This is a genomic window from Streptomyces sp. NPDC002403 (assembly GCF_053593015.1).
This window is the reverse complement of record NZ_JBSFBQ010000011.1, coordinates 56,196-77,375: the sequence shown is the minus strand read 5'-3', so window position 1 is coordinate 77,375 and position 21,180 is coordinate 56,196. Positions and strand designations below refer to the sequence as shown.

At 73.1% G+C, this 21,180-nt stretch carries 18 protein-coding genes; 3 read left to right on the top strand and 15 right to left on the bottom strand.

The genetic code is table 11. From position 1 onward, the window contains the following. Positions 1 to 6: 6 nt before the first annotated feature. The 10 genes from ACWCPY_RS15390 to ACWCPY_RS15345 form a co-directional block, all read right to left on the bottom strand. Positions 7 to 966 (bottom strand): ATP-binding protein, encoded by a 960-nt coding sequence (locus ACWCPY_RS15390; RefSeq protein ID WP_451265074.1) that lies wholly within the window; start codon positions 964 to 966, stop codon positions 7 to 9. After that, on the bottom strand, positions 963 to 1,376 hold the full coding sequence (locus ACWCPY_RS15385; protein WP_451265072.1) for a CU044_2847 family protein: 414 nt from the start codon (positions 1,374 to 1,376) through the stop codon (positions 963 to 965). Before ACWCPY_RS15385 ends, ACWCPY_RS15390 begins: the two co-directional genes overlap by 4 nt. Before the next feature lie 85 nt (positions 1,377 to 1,461). Then, positions 1,462 to 4,455 carry an FxSxx-COOH system tetratricopeptide repeat protein gene (fxsT, locus tag ACWCPY_RS15380; RefSeq protein ID WP_451265070.1) on the bottom strand — a complete coding sequence of 998 codons (2,994 nt, stop codon included), beginning with the start codon at positions 4,453 to 4,455 and terminating at the stop codon, positions 1,462 to 1,464. Between the two features lie 81 nt (positions 4,456 to 4,536). Further along, on the bottom strand, positions 4,537 to 5,928 hold the full coding sequence (locus ACWCPY_RS15375; RefSeq protein ID WP_451265068.1) for an aKG-HExxH-type peptide beta-hydroxylase: 1,392 nt from the start codon (positions 5,926 to 5,928) through the stop codon (positions 4,537 to 4,539). After that, a complete protein-coding gene (locus ACWCPY_RS15370) occupies positions 5,925 to 7,118 on the bottom strand; it encodes an FxsB family cyclophane-forming radical SAM/SPASM peptide maturase (protein WP_451265066.1) in 1,194 nt (397 codons plus the stop codon). The genes ACWCPY_RS15375 and ACWCPY_RS15370 overlap by 4 nt, the downstream gene beginning before the upstream one ends. 144 nt (positions 7,119 to 7,262) lie before the next feature. Continuing rightward, positions 7,263 to 7,460 carry an FxSxx-COOH cyclophane-containing RiPP peptide gene (fxsA, locus tag ACWCPY_RS15365; RefSeq protein WP_451265064.1) on the bottom strand — a complete coding sequence of 66 codons (198 nt, stop codon included), beginning with the start codon at positions 7,458 to 7,460 and terminating at the stop codon, positions 7,263 to 7,265. 58 nt (positions 7,461 to 7,518) lie between these two features. Further along, complete coding sequence (locus ACWCPY_RS15360; RefSeq protein WP_451265062.1) at positions 7,519 to 10,896, bottom strand: SAV_2336 N-terminal domain-related protein; 3,378 nt, start codon at positions 10,894 to 10,896, stop codon at positions 7,519 to 7,521. A 7-nt stretch (positions 10,897 to 10,903) separates the two neighbouring features. Then, positions 10,904 to 11,935 carry an AAA family ATPase gene (locus tag ACWCPY_RS15355; RefSeq protein WP_451265060.1) on the bottom strand — a complete coding sequence of 344 codons (1,032 nt, stop codon included), beginning with the start codon at positions 11,933 to 11,935 and terminating at the stop codon, positions 10,904 to 10,906. Positions 11,936 to 12,026: 91 nt separating this feature from the next. Next, complete coding sequence (locus tag ACWCPY_RS15350) at positions 12,027 to 14,093, bottom strand: VMAP-C domain-containing protein (RefSeq protein WP_451265058.1); 2,067 nt, start codon at positions 14,091 to 14,093, stop codon at positions 12,027 to 12,029. Continuing rightward, a complete protein-coding gene (locus tag ACWCPY_RS15345) occupies positions 14,090 to 14,605 on the bottom strand; it encodes a CU044_2847 family protein (RefSeq protein WP_451265056.1) in 516 nt (171 codons plus the stop codon). The genes ACWCPY_RS15350 and ACWCPY_RS15345 overlap by 4 nt, the downstream gene beginning before the upstream one ends. A 185-nt stretch (positions 14,606 to 14,790) precedes the next feature. Here ACWCPY_RS15345 and ACWCPY_RS15340 point away from each other — a divergent pair, with 185 nt between their 5' ends. Then, positions 14,791 to 14,973 (top strand): DUF6104 family protein, encoded by a 183-nt coding sequence (locus ACWCPY_RS15340; protein ID WP_003961784.1) that lies wholly within the window; start codon positions 14,791 to 14,793, stop codon positions 14,971 to 14,973. Here ACWCPY_RS15340 and ACWCPY_RS15335 read toward each other — a convergent pair whose 3' ends face one another. Then, the gene (locus tag ACWCPY_RS15335; protein ID WP_451265054.1) at positions 14,974 to 15,810 is read right to left on the bottom strand and encodes a hypothetical protein; all 837 of its coding nucleotides are present in this window, start codon (positions 15,808 to 15,810) and stop codon (positions 14,974 to 14,976) included. 153 nt (positions 15,811 to 15,963) lie between these two features. Between ACWCPY_RS15335 and ACWCPY_RS15330 the strand changes: the two genes are divergently transcribed. After that, positions 15,964 to 16,821: a DUF4097 family beta strand repeat-containing protein gene (locus ACWCPY_RS15330; protein ID WP_451265052.1), complete on the top strand. Its 858-nt coding sequence runs from the start codon at positions 15,964 to 15,966 to the stop codon at positions 16,819 to 16,821. A gap of 1 nt (position 16,822) precedes the next feature. After that, the gene (locus ACWCPY_RS15325) at positions 16,823 to 17,806 is read left to right on the top strand and encodes a helix-turn-helix transcriptional regulator (RefSeq protein ID WP_451265050.1); all 984 of its coding nucleotides are present in this window, start codon (positions 16,823 to 16,825) and stop codon (positions 17,804 to 17,806) included. A gap of 91 nt (positions 17,807 to 17,897) precedes the next feature. On the opposite strand, the gene ACWCPY_RS15320 is transcribed toward ACWCPY_RS15325, so the two are convergent. From ACWCPY_RS15320 to ACWCPY_RS15305, 4 genes are all read right to left on the bottom strand, one after another. Further along, complete coding sequence (locus tag ACWCPY_RS15320; protein ID WP_451265048.1) at positions 17,898 to 18,485, bottom strand: Clp protease N-terminal domain-containing protein; 588 nt, start codon at positions 18,483 to 18,485, stop codon at positions 17,898 to 17,900. Next, entirely contained in the window at positions 18,485 to 18,694 is a 210-nt protein-coding gene (locus tag ACWCPY_RS15315) for a helix-turn-helix domain-containing protein (protein WP_451265046.1), read from the bottom strand. The genes ACWCPY_RS15320 and ACWCPY_RS15315 overlap by 1 nt, the downstream gene beginning before the upstream one ends. A gap of 68 nt (positions 18,695 to 18,762) precedes the next feature. Further along, positions 18,763 to 20,178 (bottom strand): cellulase family glycosylhydrolase, encoded by a 1,416-nt coding sequence (locus ACWCPY_RS15310; RefSeq protein WP_451265044.1) that lies wholly within the window; start codon positions 20,176 to 20,178, stop codon positions 18,763 to 18,765. A gap of 32 nt (positions 20,179 to 20,210) precedes the next feature. Continuing rightward, positions 20,211 to 21,176 carry a zinc-binding dehydrogenase gene (locus ACWCPY_RS15305; RefSeq protein WP_451265042.1) on the bottom strand — a complete coding sequence of 322 codons (966 nt, stop codon included), beginning with the start codon at positions 21,174 to 21,176 and terminating at the stop codon, positions 20,211 to 20,213. Between the last annotated feature and the right edge of the window lie 4 nt (positions 21,177 to 21,180).

Sequence of the window (21,180 nt, the reverse complement as noted above, 5' to 3'; positions counted from 1 at the left end):
GGCGGCTCAGCCGAAGAGGGCGCTGACGCGGTCGTCCTCGTCCGGCCCCCAGGTGAGGGCGGCGCCGTGGGCGGAGTCCGGTCTGCGATGGCGCAGGGCCAGTGGCAGCACCCGGCGGACGTGGTCGGGTTCGACCTGCCGGTGCCCGTCCCGTGCGGCCAGCGCACGGGCGGTCTTCGCCACGAGGAGGTCACCGCGCTGCCCGATCGCGCCCAGCAGCTCCGCCGCCTCGGCACAGAGCCCGCTCACGCTCTCGTCGAGCCGGACGTCCTTCAGCCGGTCCCTCGCCTCCAGAAGCGCGGTGCGCAGTGTGTCGTCCTCGTCCCGTGCGGCGCGCAGCCAGGCGGAGTCCTCGGCCTCCAGCTCCTCCTCGAAGGTGAGCACGGTCGTGATCATCCGCCGGCGCTCGTCGAGGGCCAGCTCGGACGCGGCCACCATCAGGCCGAAGCGGTCGAGCAGTTGGGCCCGCAGGCTGCCCTCTTCGGGGTTCATGGTGCCGACGAGTCCGAACGACAGCTGCCTGGCCAGGTCGATGCCCTCGCGCTGGATGGACAGCACACCGGTGGAGACGACGTCCAGGATGATGTTGACGAGGTGGTCGTCCAGCAGGTTGACCTCGTCGATGTACAGCAGCCCTTTCCTGTCGGCCTCTTCGAGCAGGCCGGGTTGCGGCTTCGCCACTCCGCGCATCAGCGAGTCCAGTTCCCAGCCGCCGACCACGCGGTCGTCGGTCGCGTTGATCGGGAGCGTGACGGGCAGTTCACCGCCGGACATCAGCGCGAAGGCGCGGACCACGGTGGATTTGGCGGTGCCCCGCTGCCCGGTGATCAGCACCCCGCCGATCCTCGGGGAGACGAAGTTGAGCTCCAGGGCCAGCTTGAGGTCCTCCTGCCCGACGATCCGGCTGTACGGGAGGATCGGCACCCGGGGTGCCGGGGTGGCGGCCCCGGACCGCGGCTCGCTCATGAGGGTGTCGCCGTGGCAGTGGCCTGCCCCTCGTTGCCGGGCTGCCAGCGGAAGGTGACCTGGATCTGCGCCTCGGCACCGGCCTTCACCACGGCCGCCATGCCGGCCTCGAAGGTGATCCCGACCTGGAGCTCGATCTCGTCGGGCCGCATCCCCTCCCCGAGGTCCCCGAGCCGGCGCATCGCCTGGGCGGCGCAGCGTCGCGCCAGATCGAGTCCGTCGCCGTACAGGTCACCGGCGCCGGCCAGGACGCGCCGCGCGGCGTCGGCGCCGCCCCTGGTCTCCCCGGGGCTGTAGAAGGACTCGCCCTCCCCGGTCGGTGCCGGGTCCGCCGCGAAGGTCTCGGCGTCCACGACGACCGGTATCGGGCCGTCCTCCCCCGGTGTCGTGGACCCGATGATGACCGCCATCCGCTCCCCCGTTGCCTCGCAACTGACGTGTCGGAAAAGGATACTGACGGTCATTCACTTGTTGAGAAGCTTTCCGTGAATCGGCTCAGATCATCTGCGGCTCGAAGTCCCAGTACGGGCGGTTGCGGGAGCGGGCCGAGACCGTGTGGACGTGCTGGGCACCCAGTGTCGCGGCCAGGTCGCCCAACGCCTCGCCCTCGACCTTGTCCGCACGCTCGCGGTCCCGGAGGCCGCGCAGGTCAGCGGCGTGTGCGATGCGGGCGGAGAGGGTCAGCGGATGGGTCCGGCCGAGGACCTCGGTGGCCCTGATGATGACCGCGTCCGTCAGCGCGGCCGCGGATTCCGGGTCGCCCACCAGGTTGCGCAGCGCCGAGGCGTTCACCGCGCAGCCCAGGGTCCAGGGGTGGTGCTCCCCTACGGCTCGCGTCATGTCGGCGAGGGCCCCCTCCAACAGGGCGTGCGCCTGGTCGCGTTCGCCCACATTGCGGAGGATCAGGGCGTGGTTGGCTCGGGTTCCCGCCACGTACGGATGGTCCTCGCCGAGCATGTCCACATAGCCGTCGACCACCTTCTCGCTTATGGCCCTGGCCTGGTCGATGTCGGCGTGCTCGCGGGCGAAGAAGCTCTGGCTGGCCGCGAACATCATCGTCAGCGGGTCGATCTCGCCGAGCACCCGCTCGCTTCGTTCGAGGACCCGGGTGAACAGCGTCGCGGCCTTGGCACGCTCGCCCGAGCGGTACTGGCAGAGCGCGAGATTGTGCTCGGCGCGCAGGGTCTGCGGGTTGTCGGCCCCCATGAGACGCCGGTGCACCCGCACGCTCTGGTCCTGGAGCGAGAGGGCGTCGCTGTAGCGGCCGAGCAGACGCAGGTCGGTGGCGTAGTTGATCTCGGAGTAGAGCGTCCAGCCGTGGCGCGGCCGCAGAAGCTGACGACGGGCTTCCAGGGTGCGGCGGTTGAGTTCGAGTGCTTGCTCGTACCGGCCCAGCAAGCGCAGCGACGTAGCCAGGTTGTTCTGCGCGTCGAGCGTGCGCGAGTCTTGGTCCCCCAGGAGCTCGCGGTAGCCCGCGAGGATCCAGGTCGACATCTCCAGGGCCTCGTCGTACCGGCCCAGGCCCCGCAGGTCGGCGGCGAGGCCGCCGGCGGCGCGGAGGTGTTCCAGGTCCTTCGCGCCGCGTTCGGCGCGGAGGTGGTCGACGGCGGCGCGTTCGATGGCTTCCGTGCCGGCGTAGTCACCGACGGACCGCAGCACGTTCGCGTAGTTGTAGCTGAGGTCCCAGATTCTGGGGTGGTTCTCGCCCAGGAGTTCCCGCCAGGCCTTCATGGCGCGTCGGCCCAGCTTGATGCCGGCCCGGTACTCGCCGGAGAGGTACATGTAGCGCAGGCAGTTGAGCACCAGGGTGTGGACGGCCGGGTCGGTGCTGTTGAGCACGTCGGCCCACTTCAGGTGCGGGGTGATCTCGGCGTAGGCGGGCCACAGCCGGGTGTCGGCGGGGCGGCCGGGGTCCGCGGCGGCGAGTGCCCTGCGGACCACGCCGATGAACTCCTGGCGGTCGCGTTCCGGCATGTCCTTGCCGACGATCTGGTGGACCATGCGGTGCATGTAGAGCGACTCGCCGGACGAGGCCTCCTCGCCGGCCGTCTCGTGGGACTCCAGGCGGACCACGGAGTACTGGCGGAGCTGGCCGATCGCCTTGTTCCACAGCAGCGGGTCGTTCATCAGGCCGGAGAGCTGTTCCGGCAGTTCGCCGGGGGGCATCTCCCTCAGCAGACGCACGGGGATGGAGCCGGGTGCGAAGAAGCTGCACAGGCGCAGCAGGTCGACGGATTCCGGGACGGTTTCCCTGAGCTTGTTCAGCAGTATCGACCAGGCGGTCTGGAAGGCGAGCGGGAAGTCGGCGGAGACCTTGACGACGTCCTGGTCGATGCCGCCTTCGAGGAGTTCGATGTACTCCTCGACCGACATGTCGGAGTCGTTGAGCCAGCCCGCCGTCTGGTCGAGGAGGAGCGGGAGGTCTTCGAGGGCCTCCGCCAGCTGGTCGGCGTCGTTCGGGGTCAGGCGGGGTGCGCGGCGGCGGATGAAGGCGACCGACTCGTCGCGTTCGTAGACGGGGACCTCGACGAGGTTGCTGTTGTGCTCGCTCCACTCCGGGTTGCGGGAGGTGATCAGCACGTGCCCGGGGCCGGTCGGCACCAGGTCCCAGATGTGTTCGGGTTCGTCCGCCCCGTCCAGGACCAGCAGCCAGTGGGAGTGCGGTTCGCCGCGGCGCAGCGCGTCACGGACCGCGCGCAGCCGCTCCCCGTACTCGGCGCCCGTGGACAGGCCCAGTTCCGGGGCGAGTTCGGCGAGCTTCTGGCGGTAGAGGGCGCGGCGGTCGGCGGGCACCCACCACACCACGTCGTACTCGGAGCCGAACCGGTAGACGTACTCCGCCGCCAGCTGGGTCTTGCCCACGCCGGACATGCCGTGCAGGGTCACGACGCCTGCACCGGATCCGGCGTCCTGGAGGGCCTGGTACGCCTTGCTGAGCAGCGCCTCCCGGCCGGTGAACCGGGTGTTGCGGCGCGGCACCCCGCCCCACACCTCCGGGACATCGGCCGGATACCGGGGCCCCTGCCGGGCCTCGACGGGCTCGGGCAGCGGGTCGGTGGGCAGGCCCAGGCGCACCAGGAGCCGCCGCTCGGCCTCGTCGGCGCCGACATTGGTCAGGTCGGCCGCGGCGAGGGCCGAGGTGGCGCCGGGCAGTGCGGATGTGGTGACGCAGACGGCGGCGAAGCGGTCGGGGTCGGGGGCGACGACCTCGCGCAGCGCCCGGTTCCACTCCTCGTGACCGCGCGGGCCCAGCTGGAAGTACCAGTCGCTGAGGATCACCAGGACGCGCCCCCGGGAGAGGGTCAGATCGCGCAGTGAGTCCTCCAGCGGGACCTCCACCGGGGGGTCCCAGCGCTGCTGGACCACCGTCACCCCGCGCCGCTCCAGGCGGTCCCCGATCCATGTCGCCCAGGCGCGGTTGAATCCGGCGAAACTGATGGTGACGGTTTGCGCCCCGGTTGCTCCAACTTGCCTACGCGTTCCGGGCATTCGACCGTCTCCCTGCCTCGATTCGAGCCTTGTCAACATACACCGGAGCATGGTCGTTCCGGCGGACAATCCCGGGGTCCCTCACGGCCTGTGCGAGCCGTTCCTCTGCTGCCATATCACCTTGGCGGTGGCCACATATGCCTCCGCGCGTGCGAGGTGCCCCGTTGGAGGCGGGCAATCGTCCAGACGGTGGTAGAGCGTGATCATCTCGTTGACCAGCACCCGGCCTTCGCGGGTCAGTGCCGCCGAACCGGCCAGCACGGGCAGGACCGCCCCGACCTGTTCACGGCAGCGGGCGTGCTCGGCCCAGGCCAGGTCGCGGTGGGTGACGCGCCGCGCGGCGAGCGCGAACCGCTGCCAGTAGTCGGCGAGCGCGATGTGCGAGTAGGCGCCCTGGAGGAGGCCGTCGAAGGGGCGGGGGTCGGAGCGCCAGGGTGCGAAGTGGCGGGGTTCCGGGTCCTCGTGGTGCAGGGGCACGAGGGCACTGAGCGCGGACAGCTTGGTGTGCTGGAGTTCGTGGACGAGTGTGGAGGCGAAGTAGGCGGAGGTGGCCGGCTTGCTGCTGAGGACGGCGCCGAACGCCTCGCGCCTGGTTCCGCTGCAATGTGCCGCGCTCTCCCCCATCGGACCGGAGCCGGGCGGCGGGCCGAGCGGTACCAGGCAGCGCAGCAGGACCGCCGCCTCGGTGAGACGGTGCTCGCCGCCGACGGCGAGCAGGGGTGCCACTCCGGCCCAGGACTCGGCCCACGCCTTGCGTTCGTGGTCGTCGATGTGGGCGGCGGCGCTCAGTCCGTGCGGCTGGAGCCCGCTGCCGTCGGTGCGGTACGGGTCGATGTCGTCCAGGGGCACCGGGCCGATACCGGACTGCACGGCGGGCAGGGCGAACACCGGCAGCCAGCGCGGGTCGGCCGACCCGGTCGTGCCGTCCGGCTGGGCGTGCACCGGGACGGGTGGTTCCTGCCCGTTCCGACGCAGTGTCATCTCGCCCTGGTGGAAGGTGATGTCGATCTCTTCGGCCCGTGTGCGCAGGGCGCCCAGGGTGGGCAGGGACAGGAGCCCGTCGGGTGCGGTGAGCCGGGCCGTGAACGGGATTCCGGCGCGGATCGCGGCCGCTGCGGCCAGGGCGCTCAAGTGGTTCAGGTCGGCGCCGAGTTCGGGCCCCGGGCCGGTGGCGGAGAGGCCGCGCAGGCAGCGTTGCGCCCAGGGGCCCGCGAGGGGGTGGAGCAGGACGGCGCGTACGGCGGTCCGGTCGGCGCGCTCGGCCGTCTCCAGCAGCGCCCAGTCCTGGCGCAGGCGGTCGAGCGCCCGGGGCGGGCAGACGGTGGTGGGGGCCGCCTCGGCCGCGTCGAGCAGGGCCCGCAGCAGCAGGAGCCGGCGGGTGTCCTGATCGCGCACGAGGACGCTGAGGGTCTCGGAGTCGCCCTCGGTGCGGCCCAGCCGGCGCAGCATGTGGTCCGGGAGTGGGGGGATCATCGGCGTTCTCCTGCGGTTGCGTCGGACAGCCGGGCGGCGATGTGGCGTACCAGCCGTTCGAGGTCCGCGCAGTAGACGGACGGGTTGGCGAAGCCGTTCTCCGCGCGGTAGCGGTGTGCGTAGTGGCCGCCCCCGCAGACGGTCAGCAGCGGGCAGGCCCGGCAGGCCGCGGCGAGTGCGTCGGCACCTGCCCGGCGGGCGGCGACGCCGGGATGGCGCAGGGCGTCGTCGAAGGTGTGGCGGAAGACGTCGAGACCCGTGGCGGCGGCCGTGTCGTAGGCGGACTTGAGGGAGTCGACCTGTTCGATCGTCCCGTCCGTCTCGACCACGATCGCGTCGACCGGGTCGAGCCCGAGGGACTCGGTGGCGCCGGGCAGGCCCAGCAGCAGGGCGATGCACTCCTCGAAGAGCCGGATCCGGGTCTCCCGCCGTCCGGAGCCCCACCAGCGGTCGAAGACGGTGGTGAGCCAGTCGCCGTACGGGGTCGGACGGCCGGGCCCGGTGACCGGCAGGCCCGGTGGCGGGGTCGTCCAGTTGCCGTGCGGGAGCAGCAGGTCCAGGGCCGGGGGGCGCAGTTCGAGCAGCGACTCGTACATCCCGACGGGGTCGGTGTCCGGGTCCACGACGGTGAGGATGCCCGCGTAGGCCTCGGGGTGCCGGTCGGCGAGGAGCCGGGTGCCGCGCGAGGCGGCGGGCCACGAGGGGCGTCCGGCGTGGTCGGTGCGCCGGCTGTTGTGGGCGGGCCGGCCGCCGTCGAGGCTGACGCCGATGCGTATCCCGTGCCGGGCGAGGGTGGCGACGCGGCCTTCGGTGAGGAGGGTGGCGTTGGTCTGGACGGTGGTGTGGACGGTGCAGCCGTCGGGCGTCAGGGCGCGCACCCGGTCGGTGAAGGCGGCCAGCCGGCCGGCACCTGCCAGGAGGGGCTCGCCGCCGTGCAGGACGAGCGCGAGGTCCCGCAGTCCGTGCTCCGCCGCGTGTTCGGCGATGCGGTGCGCGGTGCGGTCGAGGACGGCGGGCGCGGCGGCGGCCGGCCGGTCGCGCCAGGTGCGGTCGGGGCCCTCGTAGAGGTAGCAGTAGCGGCAGGCGAGATTGCAGCGGCCGTGCACCTTGACGATGAACTGCCCGAAGGAGAACGGAAGCCGTCCGCCTCCGGTGCCCTGGCGCGGTTTCGGCGTCGCCTGTCGAGACACTCCCGCACCCCCGCGCCGTTCGCATCCTCCGGCACGGCCCCCGTCGCCGCCCCGAGGCGAGTATCCCTGGCCTGTCGTACGGGCAAACGTGTGCCTCACCACGATGTCCTGTTCGACCGGGCCCCGGACCGAAATCGTGCGGCTTCAGAAGGCGTTGGTGAACCCCCACAGCATCTCCCGCGGCTGCTCGGCCCGCCCGCGCAGATCCGCGACCACCTCGGTGAGCACCGGATGGTCCAGCGTCCGCAGCGACTCCAGGTCGAGCCCCAGAAGATCCGGCAGCGCGCCCGGTCCCCCGGACGGCCCGCCCACCGGTAGGCCCTGGTGTTCCGTCTCGTTCATCGTTCCTCCCCGTGACCTCATGAACCCTGCCGTTTGCCGGCGCTCCTCCTCCAGCGGCTCAGCGCTCCAGCTCCGCCAGCCGCCCGGCGGTCGCCTCGCCCGCCGCGCCGCCGCCGTCCGGCAGTCTGCGCCATTCCCGGTGGGCCGCCCGGTACGCCTCGCGGGCGGCCCGGGGGCGGCCCGCCCTCTCGTACGTCATACCCCGCCAGTGGTTGGCTGTAGCACTCAACTCGATGGCTTGTGCGGACTGTTGCGGGCCGTCCAGCTCCGCCTCCGCCGCACCGGCCGCCTCGGCGGCGCCCCGGAACGCCTCGGCCGCCTCGTCGAGCCGGGCCGGACGTTGCAGCACCCGGGAGGCGTCGAGGTGGGAGCGGCCCAGCTCCAGCCAGCAGCGCGCCCCGGTCAGCGGGTCGGCCGCCTCCTGGGCGGCGAGGCCGAAGAGGTGCTCGGCCTCCCTGAGGTCCACCCGGTCCTCGGTGGCCCGGTGCCGCAGCATCAGCGCCCGGCCCAGCATCAGCAGCCGCTCCGCCTGACGTGTGCTCCCCGCCGCCGTCTCCGTACGGCAGTCCCGCAGCACCCTGATCGCGGCGCCGATGTGCGGCCGCCCGTCGGGCAGTTGGGCCCGGCGCAGCAGGGTGCCGCCCCATTCGGCGAGCAGGTCGGCGTGGGCCCGCGAGTCGCGCGGTACGCCGCGGGCGGCGCGGGCGAACCAGGCGGCGGCGTCCACGAGTTCGTCCGGATCACCGGTGTGCTCGTACCGCGCGACACCGACCCGGCCCGCCCTGATCTGGAGCGAGGCGCGCAGCCGCTGTTCGCGTACGGTCGCCAGGGCCTGCTGGATCAGGGTCGCGGCCTCGTCGGGCTCCTGGCCGGAGCCGAGCAGCGCGTCCACCAGGTCCAGCAGGATGCGTACCTCGGTGCCCATGGTGTGCCGGCCGCCGCCCTGTTCGAACGCGGTGCGCAGGGAGCGTGCCGCCTGGCCCGCGTACACCCGGGACTGTTCGGTGTCGGCGGTGGCCCCGGCCAGTTTCAGCAGGGTCCGGCCGTGCGCCAGGGGCAGGGTGGTGGGGCGGTTCTCCTGGTCGGGCCAGACGTCGGCGAAGGCCTCCAGCATGCCGCACGCGGCCTGGAGCAGCGCGGTGTCGCCGTCGAGCCGCCACTGCGCCTCCAGGGCGCGGACCCGCTCCAGCGTCAGCCGCAGGGCCTCGGCGGGCTCCAGTCCGGCGGCCGAGCAGGCGGCCGTGTACTCGCGGTCGGCGCGGCGCAGCAGTTCCAGCGCCCCGCGCCGGTCGCCGCGCCGCCGCCGGTCGTCGGCCGCGGCGTGCAGCACCTTGGCCAGTACGGCCCGCTCACGCACCGCGGTGGGGTGTGCGGCGGCCTGCTCGGCGGCGTACTCGGCCTCGCGGAGGAGTTCGGCGTCGCCCTGGACCTCCCACAGCCGCAGCACGCAGCGGGAGTACTCCGCCCACAGGCCGGGGTCGGCGCCCGGCCTCTCCTCGCGTTCGGTGGCGCCGCGCAGCAGCTGCACGGCGTCGATGAGGTACTGCACCATGCTGTCCGACTCGAACTGCCGCAGCAGGGCGCGGGCGCTCTCCACCGCGGCGTTCCGGGTCCGGGCGGTGCCACGGTGGCCGCCGGGTCCGGCCCTCGTCACGAACTGCTCGGGCAGGGGCATGAAACGCTCCAGTACGCGGACCGCGACCTCCGCGAAGGGGTGGGGGACCCGCGACCCGCCGCTCGCGTCGCCCTCCCCGTTCTCGCCACCCTCTTCGCTCTCCTCGTCGGGTGCGCCGTTCTCCGTGGGGTCCGTGCCGAGGGCGGCGGGCAGCGCCGCGGGTCTGCCTTCGCCGAGCTGGGCGAAGGCCAGGGCCGGGAAGTTCGGCCCGCCCTTGCCGAACCGCTGCTCGATGTACTGCGAACAGTGCTTGAGCACGAGCAGCGCCTCGTCGCGGCTCAGCGGGCCGAGCAGCGCCTCCCGTACGCCCGGCACGAACTCGTACCACTGGCCGTCGTACCGGCCGCCGTCCTCGCCCCTGCTCCGTGACAGCAGCCCGCTCAGCAGTACCTCGGCGAGTTCGGAGGGGCCCGAGTGGGGCAGCATCGTGCGCTGCACCAGCTGCATCACCGGCAGGTGCAGCGGGGCCGCCGCGAGGTAGACCGCGAGCTGTCCGGCGGCCGGCGAGGCGGTCGCCCGGAAGCGGCTGACCAGCTGGAGCGAGGAGAGGCCGCCGCCCGGGCGCTGTGCGGCGGCGGCCGGCTGATCGGGCCGCACCCAGCCGACGGCGCCGGAGATCTGCCCCGAGCCGGTGCCGGAGAGCAGCTTCGCCCAGGCCGCCAACGCCCCCTCGACCGGCGGGAGTACGGGCACGGCGAGGGCCCCCGGGTGGACGGCCGGGCCCGTGCCCGGCTGCTCCACCACCTTCAGTACGGCGGCCCCGCCGGGTCCGTCGCCCCGGGACAGCGCGCCGTAGGTGACCGGGAGCCGGGTCCGGCTCCACATCCGCTGCGGCAGTGGCTGGAGCACGGCGGCCGGGGCCTGCGCGGCCAGGTGGTGCAGCAGCCGGTGGGCCCGTCCGCTGTGCCAGAGCGGACCGGCGCAGTCGCTGACCAGGACGGTGACGCGGCGGCCGGTCGGATCGCTCAGCCGGTCCGCGGAGTGCAGTGGCGCCGCGGCCGGGTCGGGGCTGCGGCTCACCGCGGCGGCGCCGTCCGGGCCCTGGTGCAGATAGCGCATCTGGACATCCCGGAAGGCGCCCAACTGGGCGAATATCTGCTGGAGTTCGCCGAACATCCGGTCCCACACCCGCATCGAGGACGAGGCGTCCATGACGCACTGCAGGACCGCCTCCCCCCGGGACACGCCCCGGAACACCGGCATGATCAACCCGCCTGCCCGGGCGCTGAGTTCGGCGGTCGCCGTCTCGTCGAGGACGGTGCGCAGGGGCGGCGAGGCGGGGTGGTAGCGCTGCAAGGGTCTCAGGGCTCGTTGGAGTTCGAGGGGGGCGGGGAGGGCCGGGGCGGCGGGCACCCCGAAGGTGAGGGCGGTCGCACGCCCCGCCCGGCCGGCCCCCGGGCGGGCACCGGTGCGCGGTACGGGGTAGAGGGTGATCCGGTCGGCGTCCCCGGGGTCGGCGCGCGGCGGGGCTTCGTCGTGCGGCGTCCCGGGTGCGGGTGCCACGGCGGCGGGCCCGGGGCCGGCGGGCGGCCCGTCCGCCCGCTCCGGGGGAAGGCGGACGGGAGCGGCGCTCGCCCGTGCCTCCTCGTCCTGCGGCGGTGCGTCCGGGTGGCGGGCCCAGCGGGCCAGCCAGAGCGCGTCGCGGAGCTGCTCGACGTCGGGGTCGAGCCCGGCCTCGCGCAGCCGTGCCACGAACGCGGGGTAGAGCCCCGCGTCGGCGCCACGCGCATCGGGGGACCGCTCCGGCCCCGCGCCCGCCATCAGCACATCACCTCGGCCGGTCGAGTCGCTGGATGAGCAGGTCGGCGAGGCGGTCGCGGCCGGCCGGGGCGGCGGCGTCGGTGAGGTAGATGGCGTTCAACAGCTGGTCCGTGGCGAGGAGTTCGCTGCGCGAACGCTCCAGGAAGTGGGCGATGAGATCGTCCCCGGAGCGCGCCGCCTCGTCGCCGAGGTGGGCGCGTACGAAGGTGGCGAGCCGCTGATGGTCGGGGCGTCCGAGCTCCAGGTGGATGCAGCGGCGCATCAGGGGTGCCGGGAAGTCCCGCTCGCCGTTGCTGGTGAGCACCACGAACGGGAAGGACGTGCACTGCACCCGGCCTCCGCGCACCTTCACCTTGTTGCCGTCGTCGTCGAGGACCTCCGCCTCGCCGTCGGGCAGCCGGTCGGCGATCCGCTCCAGTTCGGGGATGCCGAACTCGCCTTCCTCCAACACGTTGAGCAGGTCGTTCGGCAGGTCGATGTCGCTCTTGTCCAGCTCGTCGATGAGCAGCACCCGGGGCCGGTCCGAGGGCATCAGCGCGGTGCCGAGCGGCCCGAGCCGGATGTAGCTGCCCACGCCGTCGGCGGCCCCGGCGCCGCCCGTACCGGCTGCCGCGCCGTGTGCGGCGATCTGCACGTCCTGGAGCCGGGCGATCGCGTCGTAGTGGTAGAGGCCGTCCAGCAGCGTCGTCCGGCTCACGATCGGCCAGCGCAGGACCCGGCCGAGCCCCAGTTCATGGGCGACGGAGTGGGCCAGCGTGCTCTTTCCGGCGCCGGGGGTGCCGGTGACCAGCAGCGGGCGCCGCAGATAGAGCGCGGCGTTGATCATTTCGAGCTCTTCGGCGCCCGGCCGGTGGAGTTCGGCGATGTGCCGGTGGCCGCCGAGACGGCGGTCGGCGGAGCCGTCCCCGTCCGCCTCGTCGCCGGCCCGGGCGCCCCGGCTCGCGAAGTCCCGCCAGGGCGGTGGCGGGGGCAACTGCTCGATGCCTTCGTGCGGTTCGCCGGCCCCTCGGTAGATGAGCCACTCGCTGGGTTCACTCATAACGTGTTCCTCGTCATCACTCGTCCGCCAGGGGCAGCAGCAGTCGAACGTGGTTCACCGTAGCCATCCGGTCCGCGCCCCGGAACCCACATCACGGGGCCTGCAGGAACAGGTCGGGCGGCTCCGATCGCGGTTTGCCGTAGACCAGGGCGATTCCGTCCGACCAGAACGTGTCGGTGCGGCCCTCGCACACCCCTCTTCTCAGCTCCTGGATCTTCTGCGGGAGCCGGTCGGCCACACCCGTCCCGTCGACCGTGTCGACAGCGCGGAGGTGGAACTCCGTGCAGGCCGCGGCCCGTTCGGCCGTCGGGCGGCGCCACAGGACCACGCCGTACCCGGCTTCGAGCACCCGCCCGAACCCCGCGACGCCCTGGGTGTCGGACCGGCCGCCGTACCGGCAGAGCACGGGGACGGTCTCGTACGCCTGTCCGCGCAGCTCCGCCGTCACCGGTACGGGTACCCGCATACCGTCGTCGCAGTCGAGGACCGCGGCCCGCATCGGGCCGGTGCGGACGCGGTTCCAGCGTGCCTCGCGCTCCCGGGCGCCGTCCTCGGAGGGGGCGGGGAGCCCGTCCGAGCAGCGGATGACGACCGGCCGCTGGACTCCGAGCGGCCGGCCGTCGGCGGGCAGCTCCCACTTCTCGACCTCCAGGTCGAGCAGCGCCGGTGGCACCACGACCTGGAGGACCGCGGGGCTGTCGGGTTCGTCGCACATCCGGAACGCCTTCGCCAGGGACGGTGCGAGCCTGGCCGGCAGTTCGTCGGCCCTGGTCCCCTGGTGGTTCTCGGTCACCGGCAGGTCGTCGTCGGCCGGGCGGGCGACGACCCGCCAGTCGTACTGGTCCGGCTGCCAGGCGCGGGGCTCCAGGTGCAGCACGACGACCGACGGGGAGCGTGGCGGCCGGACCGGCTCGCCGGCCGGCTCGGGCGTTCGCAGATGTTCGGCGCCCCGGTCGTACCGGCCCTGGTAACGCAGCTGGGCCATCTCACGGCGGAACGGCCGCCGGAGCCGGTCCTCGGCGGTCTCCTTCACCCAGTCCCACAGGGCGTCCTCGGCGAGTTTGGTGGACGGCACCACATAGGGGCGTTCGGCGGCGATGGCGCTCATGCAGTAGCGCAGGATCCGCTCCAGCGCCTCTTCGCCCTCGCGCGCGTCGTAGAGGACTCCCAGGCCGTCGCGCCAGCCGCGGGGGGCCGGGACGCCGACGGTCCGGTAGCCGTACCCCAGGCCGCCGAGGATGTCGAGCAGGCTGCGGGTGCTGACCGGCGGGGGGAGCTTGGCGAGCCGCCCCAGCAGGTCGACGCGCTGCTGCGGGGTGAGCGCCGGGCCCGCCACGCAGCCCAGGTCCCGCTGGACGTCCGCCCAGGTCTCCTCGTCGCCGACGGGGTTGTTGTGCCGGTCGGCGTGGTAGCGGTCGTGGGCGTGGAACACGGCCTGGTACGGGTCGTCGGACTCGGCCGTGGCCGCGTCGGCGGGCACGGGCAGCGTGCGCAGCCGCTCCACGCCGATCGCCGTACCGCCGTTCGTATCCATGGAGCGTGATTTGAGTACGCCGACGACCTCGCCCCGGGCCAGGTCGACGACGGGCCCGCCGGACATGCCTGCGTACAGCTGGCTCGCCTCGATCAGCACCTGTTCGTCGCCGTCGGACCAGTCGTCGACGGTGCCCACCACCCGGCACTCCCGGCCGAGCCGCTTGAGCGTTCCCCCGCCGCCGTCCGCCCAGCCCGCGAAGTAGTACGCGCCGCGGTTCATGCCCGTGGAGCGTTCGCTGAGGTACACGCAGGGGTGCTCGACGGGGCGCAGCAGCTGGATGAGGGCGAGGTCGGGGGCCGGCCAGCCGCCGGTACCGGGCCGGTGCTCGGGCAGGGCCGCCCTGACCGTGCCCCCGACCCGGACGGCGTCGCCGCCGCGGGCGGTCTTGTACACCACGTCCACCTGACGCCCCCTCCCCTCCATCGCGACGTGCGCGCACGTGAGGACCCAGCTCGGGGCGATGAAGAAGCCGCTCCCCAGGAAGTCGCCGTCGGATCCTTCAGGGGCATACCCGGGCTCCGGGCGATGGATGCGCACCGTCGCGTCCTTCACGAGGCTCATCAGCGCGGATTCCGCGTCGCTCGGCCCCTGCCACGCGCCCCCGGCCGGCGGGGGCGTCACGATCCGCTTCCGTCGTCCGGCCCGGTGCCGCTCGCGTGCGCCGATGCGCCGGTGGCTGCCCCGGCGGGAGGAACGGAGGGGGAGGACGGAGGAGGGGCCGAGGGGGCGGCCGGCTGCTGTCCCGGCGTCTGCGCGGGCACCTGCGGGTCGAGGGGCGGTCCGCCGCCGTTCCACGTCAGCGTGACCTTGATGGACCCCTTGGCCTCGCCGTCCGCGAGGAGTCCGACGACCTTGCCGGACTTCGCGGTGAGCTCGATGCCGAACTCGACGCTGACCTCGTCGGGCCGCACGGCCCGCAGCGGCTCGGCGAGCGAACGCGCGACGCTGGTCACGACCCCTTGCAGGCTCTCGACCCGGGCCTGCACCCGGTCGGCGATGTTCCCGGCGCCGATGTCGGCGAACGACGGGCCCGAGCCGGGCTGCGTCAGCTCCTCGGCACCGGAGATCCGGGCCCAGACCTCCGTGCCGTCGGGCATCTCGATGCGCGTAATACGGGCGTCACTGTCACCCATGAAACCCCCCGTTCCCCAACTACCCGCAGGCTAACGGCAGTACGCGCCCGACGCGAGGCACATCGGGCAGGACGCGGGGGCGGTGCGGGCCGGTTCTCGGCGGGCTCGCGCGGCCGCCGGGAACCCCGGCCGGGGACCCCGCTCCCGGCCTCCGTGGGGCTGCCACCAGGCATTAGGCTTGCCGCATGTACTTCACCGACCGCGGTATCGAGGAGCTGGAGAAGCGGCGAGGCGAGGAAGAGGTCACTTTCGAGTGGCTCGCCGAGCAGCTCCGTACGTTCGTCGATCTCAATCCCGACTTCGAGGTGCCGGTAGAGCGCCTCGCGACCTGGCTGGCCCGGCTCGACGACGAGGACGAGGACGAGTAGTCAGCCGCACCCGCCCTCGGCGTCCCTGAGCCGGTCGTAGGCGAGGCCGAGGGCGCCGTGCGCCAGCAGCAGCGTCCCGGCCAGCACCCATCCGTCGCCGCGGCGGCGCAGCCCCCACAGGACCAGCGGCAGTCCGGCCGCGAGCTGGGCGCCCGCGAGAATCCGGGCCCTGGGGCCGCGCATCCAGGGGCCGAGAGGGCTGCTCTCGACCGCGTCGAGTTCGGCCTTCACCACTTCGCGCCAGCCGGTCCAGACGAGCGGTTCCGCTTCGGGCCGGTCGTCCGCCGCCGCGTACAGCCGGTCGCCCGGTGTGTCCGGGTCCAGGCCCGGCGGGAGGACCAGCCCGATCCGGGTCAGGACGGCGAGCAGACCGCGCAGCCGGATGCGCGCGTCGGCGTCCGGGTCCGGGCGGGTCAGTTCTTCGAGCGACTGGACGTCCAGCACGGGGTCGAGGCCGAGGCGCTCGGCGAGCGTACGCATGGCCTCGCCCTCACCGGCCGGGGTGCCGTCGGCGAGCCAGACGTAGCCGACCGGACGGCGGAATCCGGACGCGAGCGTGCAGCCGGCCCGGTCGCCGTCCCACCACAGGGCGAGCACGGGCCAGACCGAGCCGACCGCGAGCGCGGTGACCCAGCCGGCCACGACGCGGTCGACCGGCTCCGCATCCGCGGCACCGGCACCGCCCTGCCAGGGCCTTCCTTCGGGTACGAGGACGGACCAGCCGTCTCCGGCGGGAGCCAGCAGCATCCGCTCGCGCAGCAGATGGGCCACCGGCCGTACGGTCTCCGGTTCGGCACGGCACAGCAGCAGCGCCCCTGCGGGGGATGTCGCGTTCATGTGCCACACGCTAGGGCAATTTGCCCACATTTGGCGCTCTTTGATCCGCCGGCGATCATATGACGCGCCTTGACTTCACCGGACCGCGATATATCGTGTTGAACAAGAGACGCGATATGTTGCGTCATCCACGCTCCCCGGGAGGTCAGATCCATGCCTGTGTCGACATGGGCCATCGCCGAGCCCCAGAAGCTGACCTTCGACGACCCCGTGACCTCGCTCAACGTGCGCATCGTCGGAGGCGTCGTCAATGTCGTCGGCACCGAGGATCCGGCCGCCCGGCTGGAGGTCTCCGGGATCGAGGGACCGCCGCTGATCGTGACCCTGGAGGACGGCACACTGACGGTCGCCTACGAGGACCTGCCCTGGCAGAACTTCCTCAAGTGGTTCGACCGCAAGGGCTGGCACCGCAGCGCGGTCGTCTCGCTCGCCGTGCCGGCCGGGTCGGCGGTGGAGGTCGGCGTGGTCGGCGCGGGCGCCGTCGTGTCCGGCATCCGCGGGCGTACGAACGTGCGGGGCGTCACCGGCGACACCGCGCTCGTCGGGCTCGGGGGGCCGGTCCTGGCCGAGACGGTCTCCGGCAGCGTGGAGGCCCAGTCGGTCACCGGCGCCCTGCGCTTCCATTCCGTCTCGGGCGATCTGACGGTCATCGAGGGAGCCGGGGCCTCGGTGCAGGCGGAATCGGTCAGCGGGAACATGGTGCTCGACCTGGACCCGACCGGGAAGCCCACGGACATCCGGCTGACCACCGTCTCCGGCGAGGTCGCCATCAGGCTGCCGCACCCGGCGGACGCGACGGTCGAGGCCAACACCACGAGCGGATCCGTCTCCAACGGCTTCGAGGATCTGCGGGTCAGCGGCCAGTGGGGAGCGAAGAAGATCACCGGCACGCTCGGCGCCGGGACCGGGAAGCTCAGGGCGACGACCGTCTCGGGATCGATCGCCCTGCTGCGCCGCCCGCCGGCCGAGGACGGTCCGTACGATGCCGAGCCGACCGGAAAGGTGCTCTGACATGCCCCCCGTATTCGCCCACGGCCGCCTCCGCCTCTACCTGCTGAAGCTCCTCGACGAGGCCCCCCGCCACGGCTACGAGGTCATCCGGCTCCTGGAGGAGCGTTTCCAGGGGCTGTACGCCCCCTCGGCGGGCACGGTCTATCCGCGCCTGGCCAAGCTGGAGGCCGAGGGCCTCGTCACCCATGCCACCGAGGGCGGCCGCAAGGTCTACTCCATCACCGACGCGGGCCGCGCCGAACTGGCCGGCCGCACCGGTGAACTGGCCGATCTGGAACTGGAGATCCGGGAGTCGGTCTCCGAGCTGGCCGCCGAGATACGGGACGACGTACGCGGCGCCGCCGGCAAGCTGCGCAGCGAGATGCGGGCCGCGGCGGACGAGACCAGGCACACGGGTTCCGGTCCGGGCCGCAAGGGCGACCGGGAGTTCCCCTTCGGCGACTTCGGCGACTTCGGGGACAAGGAGACGTGGCGCGCCGCGAAGGAGGAGCTGCGCAAGGCCAAGCAGGAGTGGAAGGAGCAGGCCCGCCGGGCGAAGGACGAGTCCCGCCGCGCCCGCGAGGAGGCCCAGCAGGCCCGCCGCCAGGCCAAGGAGGCCCAGGACCGGGCGCGCGAGCAGATGCAGAACGCCGCCCGCCAGGTCCAGGAGCACTTCGCCCGGGGCGACTGGCCCACGGGCGTACGGGAGGGGCTGGCCGAGATCACCGGTCAGCTGAGCGGCTTCGCCAGGGCGGGCGCCCGGCCCCCGTACGTCAAGCCCGAGCCCGCCGACGTCGACCCCGCCTGGGGCAAGGACACCGCCTCCACCGGCGATCCGGCCCGCGACCTGGACCGCCTGCTCGACCGCTTCCGCGACGACATCCGCGACGCGGCCCGGGACCGGGGTGTCACGGAGGAGCAGTTGGCGGAGGCCCGCGGCCATCTGTCGACGGCGGCGGCCCGCATCGGGGCGCTGCTGCGCAAGGGCGGCAGCGGGGAGAAGTGACGGGGCGGGCCGGGGCCGTGCGCCGGGGCGCGAACCGGGAGACCCCGGGCGCGCTCCGGGGCACGCCCCCGATGACCGGGAGGGCGGCGCCTCAGCCCGCCTTCCTCAACCGCCCCGCGTCGCCGTCTCCGTACCCGTCGCCCCCGTCCCCGTACAGCGCGCGGTTCACCGTCGTGTACGTCGCGCCGTGCGCGGCGAGGACGTCGGCCACCACGCCGGGGCAGGCGGTGAGCGCCAGGAGGAGGTGCTCGTCGCCGATGAAACGGTCCTGGCGCCCCACCGCGATCCGCAGCGACCTCGCCAGGACGTCCTTCGCGCCGCGGGTGAGCGGGCGGCGCCCCGCACCGCGCCTCCGGACCCGGTCCAGCGCCCCTTCCCCATGGGCCTCCTCGACGCGGGCGACGATCTCGGCCACGTCGATACCGAGGCCGGCCAGCGCGTCCGTATCGGCCCGGGTCAGCCCGCCGCGGCGGCGGGCCGTGACCAGATCGGCCTCGACGTCCGCCCGGCGGTCGACGAGCCCCAGCGAGGCGGCGGCGAAAGCGGCCCGGCCCTCCTGACGGTCCAGCAGCGCGAGGAGGAGGTGCTCCTCGGTGACCGATGCGGCATCGGTCCGTTCGGCGTGGGTCACGGCGCCGGTCACCACGTTCCGGGCGCTCCTGGTGAATCGTTCGAACATCAATGCCTCCCGTACTTCTTGTGCACGGCCTGCCGACTGACACCCAGTTCGGCCGCGATCTCCTGCCACGACCAGCCCTGCGCCCGGGCACTTGTGACCTGTACGGCTTCGAGCTGCTCCAGCAGCCGGCGCAGCGCGGCGACCGCCCGCAGCCCCACCCGGGGGTCGCGGTCACCGGCACGCGCGGCGAGATCCGTTGCTTCCGTCATGATGTCAACCTACGTTGACATCACACGCCTGTCAACCGTGATTGACAACCGTGCCGTGCCGGACCCGTTCAGCCGCGCGCCGTACCGGTCACCGTCACCGTGACGCGCGTCCCCTTCCGGGCCCGGACGCTCACCTCTCCCCCGCGCCTGCGGACCTCGGCGCGGCCGTCCACCGAGACCCGCCACCGCCCTGCCGTCGGCGGCAGCGAGATCTCCGTGGTGCCGCGGCGGCCCGCCGTATAAGTGAGCCGGTACACGCGGGCGTTGTCGTCATACGTGTCGGAGTGGACGGTCCCCGCGACGGCGGGGGCGTACGGGGTGGCGGTCCGGTCCTTGTTGGCGGCGAAGTCCCCGTTCGCGTCGAGGGCGCAGTAGCCGCCGCCGTAGCACCACACCCAGCCGGCCCAGCCCGAGGTGTAGCGGTTCAGGGAGGCCATCGCATCCTGGTAGAAACGACCCATCAGGGGAAGCGTGTTGTTCAACGGGCCCCACTCGCCGACGACGACCGGAATGTGCCGCTGCTCCGGGTAGGTGGTGACGGCGGCCTCGTACGACTCGATCCAGCCCGCCGACGGGTCGTAGTCGGCGCCCGCCTCCATCGCGGTGTTGTAGAAATGCGGTGCGTAGACGATCCGGTGGTCCTTGATCACACCCAGCCCGGTGGGGACACCCTCGCCGACGGCGGGGGTGGGTTCGACGAAGAGCCAGGTGGAGCGGTCCACCGAACGGATGGCGCGGGCCAGCCTGTTGTACATCGGGGTGAGCCGGCGGGCCTCGATGCGCCGGGCGGCCGTCGGCAGGTCCTCACCCTCCTGGAGCTCCCCCATCGGCTCGTTGATCAGGTCGTAGCCGATGACGGCGGGGTGGTGCGCGTAGCGGTCGGCGACGACCTTCCACATCTGCGCCTGGGCGCGCTGGAGATCGGGGTCCTCGTAGAGATGGGTGAAGGCACGCTGCACGGCGGGCTCGAAGTACTCGGCGAACCAGTCGTCGGGGTGCGGGGTGAAGGGCAGACCGTCGGTACGGGTCGCCCAGGCCGGGATGCCCCGACTGCCGAAAGCCGGGCCGAAGACGTCCTGGTGGGCATCGAGCACCACCCGGATGCCGTACTTCCGCGCCCAGCCCAGGACCCGGTCGATCCGGCGCAGGTACGCGGTGCTGTACTGGCCCCGGCGCGGCTCCAGGTCGTCCCAGAAGATGAGGAGCCGGGCGAAGTCGAAGCCCTTGGCATGCAGATCGCGGAACTGTTTCTCGGTGATGGCGGTCAGCGCCTGGTCACCGCTGTTCGTCTTGTCCGCGAAACTCCATCCGCGCAGGGTGAGCGTGCGGCCCTGGTCGTCGGTGAGCCGGGGGATGCCGGTCCGCTGCTCCGGTGGTGCGGGGTGTGCGTCGGCGGCGGGGGCGAGGGCCCCCGCCGCGAGCACGAACGAAGTGACGATCGAAGTGAGTGCGTTGCCCATCCGTATCCGCGTCCGCATTCGCATGGCGCAGATCAGAGCAGCTCACCCCGCACACCTCAAGAGCAGGTGAGCACAATCTTTCCGAACTGGTCGCCCGCCGCCAGCCGTTCGAACCCCTCGCGGGCCCGGTCCAGCGGCAGTACCTCGTCGATGACGGGCCGCACGCCGGTGGTCGCGCAGAACGCCAGGAGGTCCTCCAGCTCGTCCTTGGAACCCATCGTCGAGCCGACCACCTTCAGCTCCAGGAAGAAGATCCGGGTCAGCTCGGCGTGCGAGGGCCGGTCGCCGCTGGTCGCGCCGGAGATGACGAGTGTGCCGCCGGGACGCAGCGACTTCACGGAGTGGGACCAGGTGGCCGCGCCGACCGTCTCGATGACCGCGTCGACGCGCCGGGGCAGCCGCGCGCCCGGCTCGAACGCCTCGATCGCGCCGAGTTCGACGGCCCGCTTGCGCTTGGCCTCGTCGCGGCTGGTGGCGTAGATCCGCAGCCCGGCCGCCCGGCCGAGCACGATCGCGGCGGTGGCGACACCGCCGCCCGCGCCCTGGACGAGGACCGAGTCGCCGGGGCGCACCCCGGCGTTGGTGAAGAGCATCCGGTACGCGGTGAGCCAGGCGGTCGGCAGGCAGGCGGCCTGCTCGAAGGTGAGCTCCTTCGGCTTGGGCAGCACGTTCCAGCTGGGGACGGTGACCTGCTCGGCGAAGGTGCCCTGGTAGCGCTCGGTGAGGATGGAGCGGGGTTCCTCCGGGCCGACGCCGTGACCGGTCTGGCCGATGACGGAGTGCAGGACGACCTCGTTGCCGTCCTCGTCGATTCCGGCCGCGTCGCAGCCGAGGATCATCGGCAGCTTGTCCTCGGCGAGGCCGACGCCGCGCAGGGACCAGAGGTCGTGGTGGTTGAGGGAGGCGGCCCGGACGTTGACGGTGGTCCAGCCGGGGCGGGCCTCGGGGGCGGGGCGTTCCCCCAGATCGAGGCCGTTGAGGGGCTGGTCGCGGTCGATGCGGGATGCGTAGGCGGCGAACATGGCC

What these genes read in the sequence shown, in the direction of transcription:
- ACWCPY_RS15305 (WP_451265042.1), bottom strand. Translation starts at nt 21,176, where the DNA reads ATGTTCGCCGCCTACGCATCCCGCATCGACCGCGACCAGCCCCTCAAC.
- ACWCPY_RS15310 (WP_451265044.1), bottom strand. Translation starts at nt 20,178, where the DNA reads ATGCGAATGCGGACGCGGATACGGATGGGCAACGCACTCACTTCGATC.
- ACWCPY_RS15320 (WP_451265048.1), bottom strand. Translation starts at nt 18,485, where the DNA reads ATGTTCGAACGATTCACCAGGAGCGCCCGGAACGTGGTGACCGGCGCC.
- fxsT (WP_451265070.1), bottom strand. Translation starts at nt 4,455, where the DNA reads ATGCCCGGAACGCGTAGGCAAGTTGGAGCAACCGGGGCGCAAACCGTC.
- ACWCPY_RS15315 (WP_451265046.1), bottom strand. Translation starts at nt 18,694, where the DNA reads ATGACGGAAGCAACGGATCTCGCCGCGCGTGCCGGTGACCGCGACCCC.
- ACWCPY_RS15375 (WP_451265068.1), bottom strand. Translation starts at nt 5,928, where the DNA reads ATGATCCCCCCACTCCCGGACCACATGCTGCGCCGGCTGGGCCGCACC.
- fxsA (WP_451265064.1), bottom strand. Translation starts at nt 7,460, where the DNA reads ATGAACGAGACGGAACACCAGGGCCTACCGGTGGGCGGGCCGTCCGGG.
- ACWCPY_RS15345 (WP_451265056.1), bottom strand. Translation starts at nt 14,605, where the DNA reads ATGGGTGACAGTGACGCCCGTATTACGCGCATCGAGATGCCCGACGGC.
- ACWCPY_RS15335 (WP_451265054.1), bottom strand. Translation starts at nt 15,810, where the DNA reads ATGAACGCGACATCCCCCGCAGGGGCGCTGCTGCTGTGCCGTGCCGAA.
- ACWCPY_RS15355 (WP_451265060.1), bottom strand. Translation starts at nt 11,935, where the DNA reads ATGAGTGAACCCAGCGAGTGGCTCATCTACCGAGGGGCCGGCGAACCG.
- ACWCPY_RS15340 (WP_003961784.1), top strand. Translation starts at nt 14,791, where the DNA reads ATGTACTTCACCGACCGCGGTATCGAGGAGCTGGAGAAGCGGCGAGGC.
- ACWCPY_RS15390 (WP_451265074.1), bottom strand. Translation starts at nt 966, where the DNA reads ATGAGCGAGCCGCGGTCCGGGGCCGCCACCCCGGCACCCCGGGTGCCG.
- ACWCPY_RS15385 (WP_451265072.1), bottom strand. Translation starts at nt 1,376, where the DNA reads ATGGCGGTCATCATCGGGTCCACGACACCGGGGGAGGACGGCCCGATA.
- ACWCPY_RS15360 (WP_451265062.1), bottom strand. Translation starts at nt 10,896, where the DNA reads ATGGCGGGCGCGGGGCCGGAGCGGTCCCCCGATGCGCGTGGCGCCGAC.
- ACWCPY_RS15325 (WP_451265050.1), top strand. Translation starts at nt 16,823, where the DNA reads ATGCCCCCCGTATTCGCCCACGGCCGCCTCCGCCTCTACCTGCTGAAG.
- ACWCPY_RS15330 (WP_451265052.1), top strand. Translation starts at nt 15,964, where the DNA reads ATGCCTGTGTCGACATGGGCCATCGCCGAGCCCCAGAAGCTGACCTTC.